Annotated in this window: 15 protein-coding genes; 11 read left to right on the forward strand and 4 right to left on the reverse strand. The window is 59.6% G+C overall.

Annotation, left to right across the window (positions count from 1 at the left end; all coding sequences use genetic code 11):
• Positions 1-43 precede the first annotated feature (43 nt).
• On the reverse strand, positions 44-1,189 hold the full coding sequence (locus ACMUVN_RS28630) for a right-handed parallel beta-helix repeat-containing protein (RefSeq protein WP_127431236.1): 1,146 nt from the start codon (positions 1,187-1,189) through the stop codon (positions 44-46).
• Positions 1,190-1,785: 596 nt separating this feature from the next.
• On the opposite strand from ACMUVN_RS28630, the gene ACMUVN_RS28635 reads away from it, so the two are divergent.
• Positions 1,786-3,630: an acyltransferase family protein gene (locus ACMUVN_RS28635; protein ID WP_127431235.1), complete on the forward strand. Its 1,845-nt coding sequence runs from the start codon at positions 1,786-1,788 to the stop codon at positions 3,628-3,630.
• 106 nt (positions 3,631-3,736) lie between these two features.
• Here the strand turns inward: ACMUVN_RS28635 and ACMUVN_RS28640 are convergent, their stop codons facing one another.
• On the reverse strand, positions 3,737-4,387 hold the full coding sequence (locus ACMUVN_RS28640; protein ID WP_414815803.1) for an esterase/lipase family protein: 651 nt from the start codon (positions 4,385-4,387) through the stop codon (positions 3,737-3,739).
• Positions 4,388-4,583: 196 nt separating this feature from the next.
• A complete protein-coding gene (locus tag ACMUVN_RS28645) occupies positions 4,584-5,279 on the reverse strand; it encodes an alpha/beta hydrolase (protein WP_414815791.1) in 696 nt (231 codons plus the stop codon).
• Between the two features lie 584 nt (positions 5,280-5,863).
• Between ACMUVN_RS28645 and ACMUVN_RS28650 the strand changes: the two genes are divergently transcribed.
• From ACMUVN_RS28650 to ACMUVN_RS28695, 10 genes are all read left to right on the forward strand, one after another.
• Complete coding sequence (locus ACMUVN_RS28650; RefSeq protein WP_003521909.1) at positions 5,864-6,346, forward strand: MSMEG_0572/Sll0783 family nitrogen starvation response protein; 483 nt, start codon at positions 5,864-5,866, stop codon at positions 6,344-6,346.
• A 75-nt stretch (positions 6,347-6,421) separates the two neighbouring features.
• Positions 6,422-7,468: a Nit6803 family nitrilase gene (locus ACMUVN_RS28655; RefSeq protein ID WP_028757318.1), complete on the forward strand. Its 1,047-nt coding sequence runs from the start codon at positions 6,422-6,424 to the stop codon at positions 7,466-7,468.
• Positions 7,395-8,513: an MSMEG_0568 family radical SAM protein gene (locus tag ACMUVN_RS28660; protein ID WP_028757317.1), complete on the forward strand. Its 1,119-nt coding sequence runs from the start codon at positions 7,395-7,397 to the stop codon at positions 8,511-8,513. The genes ACMUVN_RS28655 and ACMUVN_RS28660 overlap by 74 nt, the downstream gene beginning before the upstream one ends.
• Positions 8,510-9,052 (forward strand): MSMEG_0567/Sll0786 family nitrogen starvation N-acetyltransferase, encoded by a 543-nt coding sequence (locus ACMUVN_RS28665; RefSeq protein ID WP_028756271.1) that lies wholly within the window; start codon positions 8,510-8,512, stop codon positions 9,050-9,052. The genes ACMUVN_RS28660 and ACMUVN_RS28665 overlap by 4 nt, the downstream gene beginning before the upstream one ends.
• 2 nt (positions 9,053-9,054) lie before the next feature.
• Positions 9,055-10,029 carry a sll0787 family AIR synthase-like protein gene (locus tag ACMUVN_RS28670; RefSeq protein ID WP_414815804.1) on the forward strand — a complete coding sequence of 325 codons (975 nt, stop codon included), beginning with the start codon at positions 9,055-9,057 and terminating at the stop codon, positions 10,027-10,029.
• Positions 10,026-11,192: an MSMEG_0565 family glycosyltransferase gene (locus tag ACMUVN_RS28675; RefSeq protein ID WP_414815792.1), complete on the forward strand. Its 1,167-nt coding sequence runs from the start codon at positions 10,026-10,028 to the stop codon at positions 11,190-11,192. The genes ACMUVN_RS28670 and ACMUVN_RS28675 overlap by 4 nt, the downstream gene beginning before the upstream one ends.
• Positions 11,185-11,472: an MSMEG_0570 family nitrogen starvation response protein gene (locus ACMUVN_RS28680; protein ID WP_028756268.1), complete on the forward strand. Its 288-nt coding sequence runs from the start codon at positions 11,185-11,187 to the stop codon at positions 11,470-11,472. Before ACMUVN_RS28675 ends, ACMUVN_RS28680 begins: the two co-directional genes overlap by 8 nt.
• A gap of 11 nt (positions 11,473-11,483) precedes the next feature.
• Positions 11,484-12,758, forward strand: a complete 1,275-nt coding sequence (locus ACMUVN_RS28685; protein WP_047613556.1) for an MSMEG_0569 family flavin-dependent oxidoreductase — start codon at positions 11,484-11,486, stop codon at positions 12,756-12,758.
• A 2-nt stretch (positions 12,759-12,760) separates the two neighbouring features.
• On the forward strand, positions 12,761-13,621 hold the full coding sequence (locus ACMUVN_RS28690) for a Pnap_2097 family protein (protein ID WP_414815805.1): 861 nt from the start codon (positions 12,761-12,763) through the stop codon (positions 13,619-13,621).
• A gap of 173 nt (positions 13,622-13,794) precedes the next feature.
• Positions 13,795-14,814 carry a LacI family DNA-binding transcriptional regulator gene (locus tag ACMUVN_RS28695; protein ID WP_047615194.1) on the forward strand — a complete coding sequence of 340 codons (1,020 nt, stop codon included), beginning with the start codon at positions 13,795-13,797 and terminating at the stop codon, positions 14,812-14,814.
• A gap of 17 nt (positions 14,815-14,831) precedes the next feature.
• Here the strand turns inward: ACMUVN_RS28695 and ACMUVN_RS28700 are convergent, their stop codons facing one another.
• Complete coding sequence (locus tag ACMUVN_RS28700; RefSeq protein WP_414815793.1) at positions 14,832-15,842, reverse strand: zinc-dependent alcohol dehydrogenase family protein; 1,011 nt, start codon at positions 15,840-15,842, stop codon at positions 14,832-14,834.
• Positions 15,843-15,895: the final 53 nt, after the last annotated feature.

A 15,895-nucleotide genomic window follows, 5' to 3' on the forward strand; every position in this document is an offset into this window, starting at 1 on the left:
AGGCTTCACGGGGGCTCCACTCCGCCTGGTCTCAGTGTGGCGATTAAGTCGAGAGATAGCGCTTCTGCCAAGGCAGCATGTTTTCTTGCCATGCACGCGGCGTGAAATCGTCATAGGCCGTCTCGGCAATCGCCAACATCCAATTCTGCCCCTTGCGGGCCAGCAAGACGCATGACAATTCCATGCCAGGCTCGATCGCAACGGAGGGCCGGTTGGCGCCTGATATATCGATCCCCTTGTCCCGCCACTGGATGCGGATTTCGTCGGGCTCGGATGTCCATTCGCCGGAGGAAACGGAAGCCTTTCCATCCGGCTTGACGCGAAGCGGCGGCGGCGTGACGTTCAGAAAGCTGCCGTCGTTGAGATAGTTGCCTTCGACTTCCCCTGCGGTCGCTTTGCCGTTTCCTTTCAGAAAGATGTCCTGCTTGCACCGCAAGAATATGTTGCGTCGAAAACTTCCAGACCACGGCCGATTGGCGAAAAACCCGATCTCACATTCGCTGATCACGTTATCGTGGATATCCATGTCTTTGCGAAATGCCAGGCTTTGGTCCGAGTAACCGCTCAAACTCACGCCACGATTGCTGTTCTCGATCCGGTTGTCATAAACATGGTGGCCAGCATGGTCGACTTGATCGCCAACCCCATACCCGAAGGAATAATCATTCATCTTACCGTCGCGCATGACGTTACTGCGCACGACGGCATCGTCGCCGATCGATGAAAAGGAGAAATTCTTCCCCCCGATGAAATTGTATTCAACAAGGTATTGTCGCGTTCTGCCGCAAACCAGCGCTCCCTTGTTGGATGTGCTGGTCGGCGACTGAAGAAAAAGGTTGCCCCGAACCACCACATTGGAGCTCACATTGCGGTCGTCGTTTTCGTAGGCGAATTGGCAGCAATCCGCTCCCTGGCCGGGCGCCGGGCCGACGCGGTTGTTCTCCAGCAACACGTCCGACGTCATTGTAAGGTAAATGCCGTCGCCCTTCACATTCTCGGTCTCACAGCGCCGTATGACGAGATTCTTGCCATTGTGAAATTTGAAGCCGCGGGGAGAATTCTTGACGATAACGTCTTCGACCACCGTATCGGAAAACACCTGATAGGCGACGCCGATGTCCGGAGCGCCGTCGATGACCTGTCCCCGTGTGGATGCACCGTGAATTTTCTTTCGCAAGATGGCGGGCATCGGATCTCCATTCGATACGGTTACAGCTCGTAATAATGAGGGGTCGTGTGGCGGATGTTTGAATATCTGGAAATTATCTTGACCTGAACGACCGCTGAGAAATCCATGTAAATTGACCCCTGACGTCCCGGCCACATGGGCTGAAACTGTGTCTGGCCAGTTGCGTACTCTGCGCTTGGATCGCCGTCCGGCACTCTGTTGGTCACACGTTCGCCCAATTTGGCCTGCAAGCCGTCCTGGCAATGCCGCGCTGCGTTTCAGCAGTCAATGTTAAATCGCCCGTCAGTCTTATGGCCTGAGTTGTGGAACCGTTGAAAGGCAGCTGTAAAATGTGCCCTTTAGTTGAATCACCGTCGAAATGAGAAGCGGATGGACATCGCTCTCCTTCTCGCCGGCTTCATCGGACGAATGGTAAAATAAGCAATAACCCTAAAACACCCGATGAACCTTGCGGCCCCTCCGCTGCTCTTCAGGTCGTCTCTCGCTGTGGATAGAAGCCCGTCTAAGGCGAGTAGTTTTCATTTCACCCTGATGCTGGTTGCATATTGACCGGTCTCACGGTACGAAATCCTGGGAGGCCAAATATCGAGGCCCAAATGATTACGCATCGTCAAGATATCGACGGCCTGCGTGCCGTAGCCGTAATTTTTGTGATTCTTTATCACTGTGGATTTGACCGCATTCTCCCCGGTGGATTTATCGGGGTGGACATTTTTTTCGTGATCTCGGGCTACCTGATTACCAAAATCATTCTTGCTGACGTTGGGGATGGCCGATTCTCGATTGGCAACTTTTATAGTCGCCGCGCAAAACGAATTCTTCCCGCTGTCGTGGTCATGTATGCCGTTGTGATGGCGGCTTCTTATTTTACGATGCTGCCCGACGAAAGCTTGCGGGTCTTTAAGTCCGTCACTTCCTCAGCGCTTTTTGCCTCAAATGCTTATTTCTATTTTACAACTGGATATTTCGATGATTCCTCGGAATTCAATCCAGTCCTGCACACATGGTCGTTGTCGGTCGAAGAGCAGTTCTACGTCTTTTTTCCCCTGATCGTCATGCTGGCAAGCCGATATGGGCGCAGGGCAACCGGGATGGCCATAGCCGGGCTTTTTGCGGTCAGTATCATTGCTTCCATTATCACTGTTCCAATCAACCGCTCCGCAGCCTTTTATCTTGTACAGTATCGCGCCTGGGAACTGCTCGTCGGCGCTCTCATCGCAGGACCGGCACTGCCGAAATTCGCTGATGCGCGGATCAACGATGTGCTTTCGGCAATCGGTGCTTTACTCATCGGCCTCAGCGCATTGCTGCTGGCGAAGACGTCCGAGTTTCCCGGATTGACGGCGTTGCCCGCGACCGCAGGCACGGCGCTGATCATCTGGACCGGCCCAGGCACACTTGTCAGCAAACTACTCTCATTGAGGGTCGCCACTGCCATAGGCTTGATCTCATACTCCCTCTATCTGTGGCATTGGCCGATTTGGGTGTTTTCGAACCAGTACGGGGCATGGGAGCATGGCTGGCAATTGGTGCCGATCGCTTTGAGTCTCGTCGTCGCATATGTTTCGTGGCGATTTGTCGAAACGCCGTTCCGAACAATGAGATACCGACCTGCCGTGTCCGTAGCCGCCGGGGCTGCTTCAATCGCATCGGTAGCAATGCTGGCATTTGTCGGGCAACTCGCGGCCGATCAAATGAAAGAGGACAACACGGCCGTTGAACGGGTGGCGGAATTTGCTGACTACGACCCTTCGAAGGCCTTTCGCAGTGGACAATGCTTCCTCACGTCAAACGACGGCATCGAAAAATATGATCGTGATGCCTGCCTGGCGCTATCAGACAATCAGCAAAACATAGCGCTTGTCGGTGATAGTCACGCCGCTCATCTATATCCTGGACTAAGGGCGCTTTCGGGGGCCAATGTCATTCAAGCGAACGCGTCAGGATGTCGTCCCACTCTCGACGCCGAAGGCGAAGAACGCTGCATCGAACTCATGAACTACATGTTCAAGGATTTCTTGCCGAGCCATAAAGTCGATGTTCTCGTATTGGCTGGACGCTGGACAAAAGATGACGCGAAACTCATCAGGAAGACGGTGGATTACCTATCACCGTTTGCCAAAAAGATCGTCGTCTTCGGACCAGTGGCAGAGTATAAATCATCCCTGCCGCGGTTGCTCGCACACAGTCTCTACGACAAGCAACCATTTAAAGCCGCCGATCATCTGGTGCCTCGACAACACATCGGTCTGGACATTCAAGACGCGTTGGCCGGAAGCGGGGCAACATACATCTCTACCTATAAGACGATGTGCAACCCAGATTGTGTGGTGTGGACAAAAAGCGGAGACCCAGTCCAATTCGACTATGGGCACTTCACCGCCGACGGCTCCCGCATTCTGATTTCAAGAGTTAAGCAGGCTCTCGTCGTTCAGCGATAAAGGCATGCCCATCATCGCGCTTTTAGTTGAACTAATCCTTCGATAGCGGTGCCGCAGGGATTAAGGCGATGGCATGTGGCGGATGTTTGAATATTCGGTCGGACATTCAGATTGTAAACCGCCCATCTTTCAGAAACGACAGGGTTTGGCGCCACATCGTCCTGTTGACGGGTAGGAAAGTGTGGTTGGCGGGAATGACGATATGGGCCACGGCGCCGTCGAGACGTGTGCTCTCCACCGAAACCTTTCCATCATTCGGAACCCTGAGGCCGATGACAAGGGAAGAGACCGGGTCAATGGTCCGATTGCCGGCGATGATGCCAAGTTCGTAATCGACCGTGCCGAACAGCTTCGCCATTGCGGTCTGATCGGTAATCAGCTGCTGGCCTGCCGGTCCATAGACCTTCCTGTATAAGGACCAGCCCTTGAGGAAATCGGCGATCTGGCTGCCGTTGTTCGGCGTTCCGACCATGACCACTCTACCGAGGTTGGCTGGGCGATAACGCGTGAGAAACGCCCGGATGATCAGCCCGCCCATCGAATAACCGACGAAATGGAGACGGCCGTCTCCTGCCGCCGTCGCAGCGCCGTCGATCTTCGGTCGAACGATGTCGACGAGGTCGCTGATCGAAAACCTGGTGGAGGGGTAACCGACATTCACAACCCGATAACCGTGGCCTGACAGGAAGCCGGCGAGCTTCTCCATGCTCTTCTTCGTCCGGGCAATGCCGTGAAAAAGGATGACTGTGTCGTTCATCATCTGTCCGCTCAACGCGCCGCTATCGATCAAGCCCCTATCCTGTAGCGTGCAAGCGTGAAGCTTGTCGATTGATGCCGGAGGGTTTCGTCGTGCCGTGCGCCTTCTCCAACGCCGGAGCATGGAGGGCGGAAGCGATCAAGCAGATGATCGAGCGGGGGCGCTTATTCTCACGCCCCCACAAGCATCTTTGTTCTTACTTCGAGATGGCTACCGCTGCCTCATCGATAAAGGCTGCGACCTCCAGAGGCTTTGAATGCGGCAAGGCATGACTTGCCTCCAAGGTCATGACTTTCCGAGCATTGAGACGAGTCGACATTGCTGCCTGGTTTTCAGGAGCAATCATTCTGTCTTCGCTTGCTATTTGATACCAGGACGGCTTCTTCCTCCAGGCTGGAGCGGTGATGACGTCGCCAAAAGTGCCTGCAAGCGGCGCTTTTTGGGTGGCCGCCAAAACGAAAGCATCTTCGAGGGATATATCCTGGCAGAAGCTTTCGTGAAAGTTGTCGGCCTTGAGCCATAGGTAGCTGTCGCTGTCCGGCTCGATATTGGCCATTGCCGCAGGCGGATGCCGTTGCGTGATAGCGCCTGGACTTTCACCTTCGTCGGGAGCGAATGCGGCGATATAGACAAGCCCCGCGACATTCGGTTGATCTCCCGCTTCGGTGATGACCGCGCCACCGTAGGAATGACCGACGAGCAGAACCGGTCCTTTCTGCTGGGCCACCATCTTGCGTGTCCGTTCAGCGTCCTCAGCAAGCGACGTCAACGGCAGTTCGACGGCGCAAACGGATTGATAACCCCTCCGCGCCAGTTCGAGTATGACCTTGCCCCAATGTGCGGCTCCACCCCAAAAGCCATGCACCAGAATGATCGTAGGTTTATTACTCATAGTTTTCTCCTATTTCGTGGAAAGAGCGACACGGCCTGATCGGCGACAACGGAATCCGAGCATCTTTTTCGCCTCCTTCCTCCACCGTCGACGGAGTTGGCGGCTTATTCCGCTGACCAACGAGCGGCCCTATATATACATCCAAATGCTTTAATTGATTGCATTCAATATAGCTAGGCCGTTCCGATTGATGCGATAAGGCATCTTGACGCAGACCTCCCTCGGAAGCGAGCCGCTTCCATTGCCGGGCGCTGCCAGCACCAGAAGGCGGGTGCGAGTCTGAGCACCCATCCCAAAAGCCCGGCGTAAACGGGTTGCCGGGGCTCACGCCACAAGTATTATGCTTCCTCATGCTGATTGACGCGCAATTGAATGCATCTGTTTTGAGCTTTCGTGCATTCGATTTTTGCACTCGATCGCCTATAAAATCAGCTCTAAAACTTTCTCCTTCAAAATTGATAGCATAATTGAATGTATTGTCCGTCAATTTGATTGCTATTTATGCATAATCAATCTGGCATGTGGCTTGCAATTGGATGGATGCTCCCCGGATGGGGATCGGATTTCAAACCAAGGAGCCATCCATGCCCGCAGTGACCAAACCCGCCAATCAAAAAGGCGACTTTCTTGTCAATTACGAGGAAAAGGTTTTTGAGGACGTACAGGCCGGCGAAGGGGAAAAAGCCCTCGTCACCTTCCATACCGTGGCGTTCGAAGGATCGATAGGATTCGTCAACCTGCTGCAGGCGACGCGCCTGAAGCGGAAGGGGTTCGAGACCTCGGTCCTTCTCTACGGCCCGGGCGTCACGCTCGGCGTCCAGCGCGGTTTTCCGACGCTCGGCGCGGAGGCCTTTCCCGGCCATCTGAATTTCAACAACCAGATCGTCAAGTTCATGGAAGAAGGTGGCAAGGTCTATGCATGCCGTTTTGCCCTTCAGGCGCTTTACGGCCATGGCGAAGGCGCATTGATCCCCGGCATCACGCCGATCAGTCCGCTCGACGTTCTCGACTTGATCCTGATCCATCGCCGCGACGGCGCCTTCATCCTCGACACCTGGACGCTCTGAGCAGCAACCGCCCCAAAGAATAGGGGGCGGAGTCCTGGCGCTCCGCCTCCCCGCCCGTCAATCGAGGATTTCGTCATGGAGAAAAAAACGAGCGTCCGGGTTGCCGCCGCGCAGATCGCGCCGGATCTGACCTCGCGCGAGAAAACCTTGGCCCGCGTGCTGGATGCAATTCGTGAAGCGGCGACCAAAGGCGCCGAGCTGATCGTCTTTCCCGAAACCTTCGTCCCCTGGTACCCCTATTTTTCTTTCGTGCTGCCGCCCGTTCTCTCCGGCAAGGAGCATGTGCGACTTTACGAGGAAGCCGTCACGGTGCCGAGTGCCGCCACCGATGCCGTCTCGGCAGCCGCCCGCGAACATGGCATCGTCGTAGCGCTTGGCGTCAACGAGCGCGACCACGGATCGCTCTATAATGCCCAGCTGCTGTTTGATGCCGATGGCACACTCCTCCTCAAGCGTCGCAAGATCACCCCGACTTTTCACGAGCGGATGATCTGGGGCCAGGGCGACGCCTCCGGTCTGAAGGTGGTCGACAGCGCCGTCGGACGCCTTGGCGCGCTGGCCTGCTGGGAGCACTACAACCCTCTGGCCCGCTACGCCCTGATGGCGCAGCACGAGGACATCCATATCGCCCAGTTTCCGGGCTCGATGGTCGGGCCGATTTTTGCCGACCAGATGGAAGTCACCATCCGCCACCACGCGCTGGAAAGCGGCTGCTTCGTGGTCAATGCCACGGGCTGGCTGACCGACGAGCAGATCGCTTCCATTGCTCCCGACGCGGGCCTGCAGAAGGCCCTGCGCGGCGGCTGCATGACTGCGATCATCTCGCCCGAAGGCAAACACGTCGTGCCGCCGCTGACGGAAGGCGAAGGCATCCTGATCGCCGATCTCGACATGAGCCTGATCGTGAAGCGCAAGCGGATGATGGATTCGGTCGGCCATTATGCCCGGCCCGAGCTGCTGCATCTTGTCATGGATGGCCGCGCCACGGCGCCGATGGTCACCACCACCCAGCCGTCCCTCCCCACAGCCGAAGCAAGGACCCTTTCCGATGGAGAATACGACACATCTGCCGACCGAGATTCTGATCAACGAATTGCAGTCCTACGGAGCCCGGCTCGTTGACCCCAAGGCCGGACATGAAAGCCGCCGCGGTGGTGCCGGACCTTCCGACCACAAGGCGCTGACCATTGACGGCATGACGGTGATGGTGCCGGTTCACACCGCACCTGCATTCGAGAGTCCCTATCTGGTGGAAAAGCCGGATGATATGGGCCGCAGCCGTATCAGCCGGGATGGCAGGGTGCTGGGTGAGGTTTCCTTTCCTTTGCGCCCACGCTTCTACGAGCGCTCGACCGCCGACGGCATTCCCTATTCGCAGATCGCGGTTCTGCACGGCAAGGACGTGCTCGCCACGACCGTGCTGCAGACCTGCATCCGCTATCAGAGCCGCAGCAAGACCTGTCAGTTCTGCGCCATCGGCCAATCGCTGGCAGCCGGCCGCACCATCGCCCACAAGACGCCGGAGCAGCTCGCGGAAGTCGCCAAGGCCGCCGTCGAACTGGACGGCGTCAAACATATGGTGATGACCACCGGCACGCCGAAGGGCGACGACCGCGGCGCTGCGATCCTCGCCGACAGCGCCCGCGCCATCAAGGCGGCCGTCGATATTCCCATCCAGGCGCAATGCGAGCCGCCGGAGGACGATATCTGGTTCACCCGCATGAAGGAGGCCGGCGTCGATGCCCTCGGGATGCATCTGGAAGCCGTGACGCCGGAGGTCCGTGCCCGCATCATGCCGGGCAAGGCGCAGGTCTCGATCGCCAAATACATGGCCTCGTTCAGGGCCGCGGTGGAGGTCTTCGGGCGCGGCCAGGTCTCGACCTATATCCTGGCGGGGCTCGGCGACAGCCGTGAGGCCATTCTGGATATCTGCGAAAAGCTGGTTGCGCTTGGCGTCTATCCCTTCGTCGTGCCCTTCGTGCCGATTTCCGGCACTCCGCTCGAAAGCCACCCGGCGCCCAGGCCTGACTTCATGCACTCGATCCTCGGCCCCTTGTCCAAGATGCTGGTCGACAGCGGCTTGAAGGCCGTCGACATCAAGGCCGGCTGCGGCAAATGCGGCGCCTGCTCCGCCCTTTCCACCTATGAAAGGATGCTCACCAAATGATGCTCGAAGCCTTTGCTCCCTATCGCTCGAGCGAATTCCAGGTGAAATTCGCGACCTCCGCCTGGGAGCGCAGCCAGGCGCATGCGCTGCGCCGTGCCGTCTTCTGCGAGGAACAGCGGATCTTCGAAAGCGATGACCGCGACGCGATCGACGATTACGCCATCCCGATCGTGGCTCTCTCCATGCTGGGCATTGCCGCCGACCAGCTGGTCGGAACGGTGCGCATCCATCAGGCCGAACCCGGCATCTGGTGGGGATCAAGACTGGCGGTCCATCCGGATTTTCGCAAGATCGGCGCCTTGGGGGCGACCCTGATCAAGCTCGCCGTGTCCTCCGCCAATGCGATCGGATGCCACACGTTCCTCGCCAATGTGCAGGTTCAGAACGGCCTGCTGTTTCGGAGGCTGCACTGGGATGTCATCGAGGAGTTCGAGGTCTATGGCAAGCCGCATCTCAGGATGAAGGCCGACCTTGCCTATTATCCGCCTTGCGTCACACCCGAGGCAGGCTTCACCGCCCTTTCCAGAAAGGCGGCGTGAAGATGGTCGCGATCGACATCAAGGCCCTGGCGGCCAAACTCTCGACGAGCGGCGGCATCGCCGCCAAGCAGGATATCGGCACGATCGCCGCAAGGCTCGGCCTGCAGGGGCAGCAGATTGCCGTCGGCGACGATTGCGCCGCGCTGCCCGATGGCGACGGTCATCTGCTTTTTGCCATCGAAGGGTTCATGAACGAGTTCGTCGCCGCCGACCCCTGGTTTGCCGGCTGGTGCGGCGTCATGGTCAATATCTCCGACGTCGTTGCCATGGGCGGCCGGCCGATCGCCGTGGTTGATGCCGTCTGGGCCGATGGCGAAGCTGGCGCGACACTCGTTCTGGATGGCATGCGGGCGGCATCCAGCGCCTTTGGCGTGCCGATCGTCGGCGGCCACACCAATATGCGCACCGAACGCGGCCAATTGTCGGTCGCCATTCTCGGTCGCGCCAAGACACTGCTGACGAGCTTCGATGCAAGGCCGGGCGATGTGCTGGTTGCGGCGATCGACCATCGCGGCCGTTACCGCGAACCCTTCAACAACTGGGAGGCCGCCACCGATGCCGCGCCGGCGCGCCTGCGCGGCGACCTCGAGCTGCTGCCCGAGATCGCCGAGGCCGGGCTCGCGCTGTCTGCGAAGGATATCAGCCAGGGCGGCATCATCGGCACCGCCATCATGCTGGCCGAATGTTCGCATGTCGGCATCGATATCGACGTCGCCGCCATTCCTCTGCCGGCCGGTGTCGCTCTCGATCGCTGGCTCGTCACCTTTCCGAGCTTCGGCTATCTGCTCGCCGTCGCGCCGGAACATGCGGCCGATGTCGTCACCCGCTTCACCGCGCGCGGCATCAGCGCCGCGGTCATCGGCGCGGTCGTGGCTGGTGCGGAGGTCGCACTGGTCGATGGCGAGACCCGCGCAGTGGTGCGCAATCATGCCGAGACACCGCTGCTGCAGCTCGGTCGACAGGATGCCGCCGCATGAACCTTCCGTCGCACCGAACCTTGCGCATTGCGATGCTGACCCATTCCACCAACCCGCGTGGCGGCGTGGTTCATGCCATGCAGCTTTCGGAAGCGCTGACCTCGCTTGGCCATGAGGTGGTCCTGCATGCGCCCGATGCCAAGGGGGCGGGCTTTTTTCGTCAGCCCTCCTGCGGCACCGCCTGTATTGCCGCGGCGCCGGCATCCCCGGATATGACGGAAATGGTCGAGCAGCGGATCGCCGATTATATCGGCTATTTCCGGAAAGCCGGAACCAATGGCTTCGACCTGTTCCACGCCCATGACGGCATTTCCGGCAATGCGCTGGCGACCCTCAAGCTGGAGGGCCTGATCCCGAGTTTTGCCCGCACCGTCCACCACATCGACCAGTTCGCCGATCCGCGCCTGATGGCTCTGCAGGATCGCGCGATCGATGTGGCCGATCTCTTCTTCGCCGTCAGCCGCCTCTGGCGGGACAAGCTCAGAGAGGATCGCGGCATCGAGGCCACAATAGTCGGCAATGGCGTCGATACCAACCGCTTCTCGCCTGCCTGGAACGGCGAGCAGGTCGCTCTGCGCGACAGGCTGCAGCTCGGAAGCGGGCCGATCTTCCTCAGTGTCGGCGGCATCGAGGCGCGAAAGAACACCCTCGGCATTCTCGAAGCCTTTCGTCAGGTCCGCGCCATCCGGCCGGATGCCCAGCTTGTCATTGCCGGCGGCGCCTCTCTCCTGGACCATGGCGACTATCAGGAGGAGTTCCGTTCTCACCTCGCCTGCCTCGGGGACGCAGCAGCTGTGCATATCACCGGTGCGATCGCGGATGCCGACATGCCGAGCCTCTACCGGCTGGCGGATGCGCTGGTGTTCCCCTCGCTCAAAGAGGGCTTCGGCCTCGTCGTTCTGGAAGCCATGGCCAGCGGTATTCCGGTCGTGACATCCTCGATTGCGCCCTTCACCGAATATCTGGGTCCCGGCGATGCGATCTGGTGCGATCCGCATCATCCGGTCTCCATTGCCGAAGGCATGGCGCTGGCGCTGGTCGCACCGATCCGCGAGCAGATCATCCCCCGTGGTCTCGAGGTTGCCGCCCGCCATGGCTGGCACCAAACCGCAACAGCCCATCTTGCCCGCTATCACACGCTGCTGGAGGCCGACCATGCCTGAAATGCGGTTCGTCATTGCCTGGCCGGATGGCCGCAAGGAGACCTGTTACTCGCCCTCCCTGGTGATCAAGGACTATTTCGCCGAGGGCCAAAACTATCCGCTGGCCGACTTTCTCGATCGCAGCCGCACGGCACTGACCATCGCCAGCGACAGGGTCAAGGCGAAATACGGCTATCCCTGTTCGCTAGCGCTCGGCCAGCTGTCGCGCATCGAACAGGCCGCCACTCCCTATCTCACCGACGCAGAGGCCGAAGTCCGCTGCGAAAGCTTCATCCTTTGAAAGGACCCACCATGACCACACCATCCCTCAAGAGCCATTACAGCGCGGTTGTCATCGGCGGCGGCCAGGCCGGGCTCTCGGCCTCTCACTATCTGAAGAGGCACGGCATTGATCACGTGGTTTTCGAGAAGAAGACCGTTGCGCATAAATGGAAGAACGAACGCTGGGACGCCTTCTGCCTGGTGACGCCGAACTGGCAATGCCAGCTTCCGGACCATTCCTATGACGGCACGGATCCGCACGGTTTTATGGTCAAGGACGAGATACTCGCCTATGTCGATCGCTTCGTGAAGAAGGTCGAGGCGCCGGTCTTCGAGCAAACCAGCGTGACGTCGCTCGAAAAGCATGGCGGCCTCTTCCGGCTCGAGACCTCAGCTGGCGCGGTGACAGCCGATGCCGTGGTGATCGCCACCAGCCTCTATGCAGATCCGGCCATTCCGCGTGCGGCCGAGCGCCTGCCGGAGGACATCATGCAGCTCCACACCGCCGCCTACCGCAATGCCGACCAACTGCCGGAGGGCGGCGTCATCGTGGTCGGCTCCGGCCAGTCCGGCTGCCAGATCGCCGAGGATCTGTATCTTGCCGGCCGCAAGGTGCATCTCGTCACCGGCAACGCGCCGCGTTGCGCCCGGTTCTATCGCGGTCGCGATGTGGTCGACTGGCTTTCCGATATCGGCCAGTACGACATCACGGTCGAACATGATGGCATGACGAAGAAGAAGCACGACACCAACCATTACCTGACCGGACGCGACGGCGGACGCGATATCGATCTGCGCAAATTCGCGCTGGAGGGTATGATGCTTTATGGCCGCATGTCCGGCGTCGCCGCCGGCCGGATGCTGTTCGAGCCGAACCTGAAGGCCAATCTCGACAGTGCCGACCGTGTCTATAACGGTATCAATGCCCTGATTGACCGGCATATCGCCGAAAAAGGCATCGAGGCTCCGGCCGGATCCCCCTATGTCCCCGTCTGGGAGCCTGGGGCGGAGATTGTCGAACTCGATCTGAAGGCGGAGGGGATCACCTCGGTCATCTGGGCCACGGGTTTCAGTCCGGATTGGTCCTTCGTCGGCCTGCCGATCTTCGACGGCAACGCCTACCCCGTTCACCGCCGCGGCGTTACCGTCGTCGATGGCGTCTACGTGCTCGGACTTCCCTGGCTCTGGACCTGGGGTTCCGGGCGGTTCCTCAGCGTCGGCAAGGATGCCGAACATGTGGTCGGGCATCTCGCAGCTCGGCTTTCGGCACAGGCATCCTCTCTCAAGCAAGCGGTCAGTGCCTGATGATGAGCGCAGCCCTTCTCGATTTTCCGCCCGCAGGACCTTCGGCACGCGACTTGATGGAACGTGCCCTTGATCCGCATGTGCTTCTCGGCATGCCGCATTTGAATGGAAACGGGCTGTCGGAGACCTGGCTGATGAAGGAACTCGGCCATCGTCACTGGCTGATGCTCGCCCGTCACCTCGGGCTCGACAATGCGGATTTCAGAACGGCCGATGGAGAGGAAGCCTATGCCGCGATCTGTGCAACGTCCCTGACGGATGCCCATTTCGCCATCGTGCAGGCAAATGACATTTTGACGATCCACTCGAAGCTGTCCGCAGTCTCGCGAACCCGAACGTCGACCCGACACGACTTGTCTCTGCACGGACGAAGCGTCGGCGCGGTGGAACTCATCTCTACCTTCGTTCACAGAACGATCAAAGACAACAATCACTCGATCGCGCGTGTGACGTTGCCTGAGCGGCAGGGACGGCGCTTCCAGCCCAGTCCTCTGGCCCAGAACGCTGTGGACATCCGGAACGGACGGTTAGGCACGCATTTCGGGTTTTCCGTCCTCGCTCACAGGGCGCTTCGAACCTTTAAGTTTGATCCCAGCGCTTCGCAGGAGTTCAACGGCGCAGGATTGTTTTATTTTGCCGAGTATCAGGCACTCGCCGACCGCGCCCTGGAAAACTGGTTTCCCTGCAAGGGACCGGTCGTCCGTAAGGACGTTTTCTTCCTTGGAAATATCGAACGAAATGAAAGTGTTTTCTTCGACCTTATCGATTTTTCCGACGAGCAAAAAACTGTCCATGGGCAGCTACGACGCGAGAATGGGAAAGTGATCGCCAAAATATTCAGCGCGTGGACATATCTTCGCTGAGTCATCGTCCCGCAATGCCTGCTTTGTGTCGTTTGAAACGGAGAAGGACAACGGGATGGCGAGCGGAGCGCGCTTGATGCGGCGTGCCGCTAGTGATCTAGTGGATGACAAATGGAGGTGAACTTCAGCAGTTCGGTTCATTCGACCGCCGCTAGAAAAAGAAAAACGAGCACGTGACGACCAGCATCAGACATATCGCCAAACTTGCAGGAACGTCGGTCTCTTCGGTTTCGCGCGTGCTCAACAACAGCGGTTATGCCTCGCCTGAGCTCCGAGACCGCGTCGAGGCGGCGATCCGTGCACTGAACTACACGCCCAGCAAGGGCGCACGCATGTTGCGCGGTGCGCCAAGCCGGATGATCGGACTGATGCTGCCGTCGATCGAGGTGCCCTTCTTCGGCATCCTGGCCCATGCCATCGAACAGGAATTGTTTCAGCACGGCTATCAGACGCTGATCTGCAGCACGGCGGAAAATATGGAGCACGAGGCGCGTTATATCTCGATGCTGCTCGCCCAGCGCGTCGACGGCGTCATCGTCGCCAGCGCCTTCGGCAGCATCGAGCACTTCGGGGTGCTGCGGGACGCTCGCATTCCGATCATCGCCATTGACCGCGAGCTGAACGGCATCGCAGACGACGCTGTCATGGCCGATCACGAGGAAGGCGGGCGGCTGATGGCGCGCCATCTGATCGGCCTCGGCCACCGGGCGATCGCCATCGTCGGCGCGCCGGCGCACAGCCAGCCCATCCAGCTTCGCCTTCAAGGCATCACCGCGGAAATGGCGAAAAACGGCATCGCGCCTGCCGTCGTGGCAATGGCGGAAGAGCACAGCTTTGCCGAGACCTACCGGCTGGCGCGAGAATTGCTGGCGTCTCGGCCTGATATCACCGCCATCATCGGCACGACCGACGTTTCAGCGATTGCCGCCATCCATGCTATCCAGGATCGCGGATTTTCGGTTCCGAACGACTATTCGGTTGTCGGCTTCGACGACCTGCCGGAAGCAGCCTACGTCTTTCCGCGGCTGACAACGGTTGCACAGCCGATCCGCGATGTCGGGCAGCAGGCAGCACGCCTGTTGGAAGCGCTGATCGACGAGCACCAGACCGGGGACGAATCCCGACAGGCTGCGATCGTAAAGGTGCCGGTCACGCTGATCGAACGCGATTCCACCGGCCCCGTCCGCAGTTGAGCAGGGGGGTCTCGAGGCTAAGGCCGGACGATGACCTTGATCTCGCCCGGCAATGGCGCGTTGCCCACCACCTCGGCGACCTGCTCGAGGCCGATGGTTCTGGTGACCAATGCATCCAGCTCCAACACTCCGCTGGCGACCATTGCCGCAGCGCGCGAATGGGTGAAGGGATTGAGGTAGGCCGGCCTGATATCGACTTCGTTTATCAGCAGATCGAAGGGCAGAACCGGCACCTCGACACCCGCCGGCGTCACCCCGAAAAGTACGAAGGCGCCACCGCGCCGCGCCATTTTCAGACCGCTTTGAAGCGTGTCGCTGACGCCGGCGCATTCGATGACCACGTCGGCGCCGCCTTTGGTGACCTCTCGAACGGAGGCGATCGTGTCCGAAGAGGCCGGGTCGAAGGCGTGCGTCGCCCCCAGGCGCAGAGCGGTTTGGCGTCTTGATTGCTGCCGCGTGATCAAAATGATCTCGCTCGCCCCCGCCAGGCGGGCCAGCTGCACCATGAGCAGGCCGATCACGCCGCCGCCGAGGATGGCGACGCTGTCGCCCGGACGGATACCTGCCTTGTCGATGGCGTGGATACAACAGGCCAGCGGTTCGCTGAAGGCGCCGTGAACGGGATCGAGGTCGGCCGGCAGCACGAAGGCCTGCGCGTGCGGCACCGCCACATATTCGGCGAAGCCGCCATCCCGTGTCACACCGATGGCGGTCAGGCGCTCACACAGGTTCGGCCGCGCCCGCGTACAAGCCGGACAGGTGCCGCAGGCGATATTCGGGTCGACCGTCACCAGCTCGCCGCCGGTAAACCGTGTCACCCCATCGCCGATCTCTTCGACGATGCCGCAGAATTCGTGGCCGAGCGTGACGGGGATCGCCGTCGGATATTCGCCCTTGTACATGTGGCGATCGGAACCGCAGATGCCCGCGGCTGCGACCCGGACAAGCAGCTCGCCCGGCCCGGCGACCGGTTTTTCGACACTGCGCATGGTCAAAGACCCGATCGACTCCAAGCGTACAGCCTTCATTCCACTCCTCCAGACCCCAAGTTCGATTGCCTATTGCTGCAGATGAAGCGAAG

This window comes from Rhizobium sp. IY2, assembly GCF_047532935.1.
GTDB classification, from domain to species: domain Bacteria; phylum Pseudomonadota; class Alphaproteobacteria; order Rhizobiales; family Rhizobiaceae; genus Rhizobium; species Rhizobium anhuiense.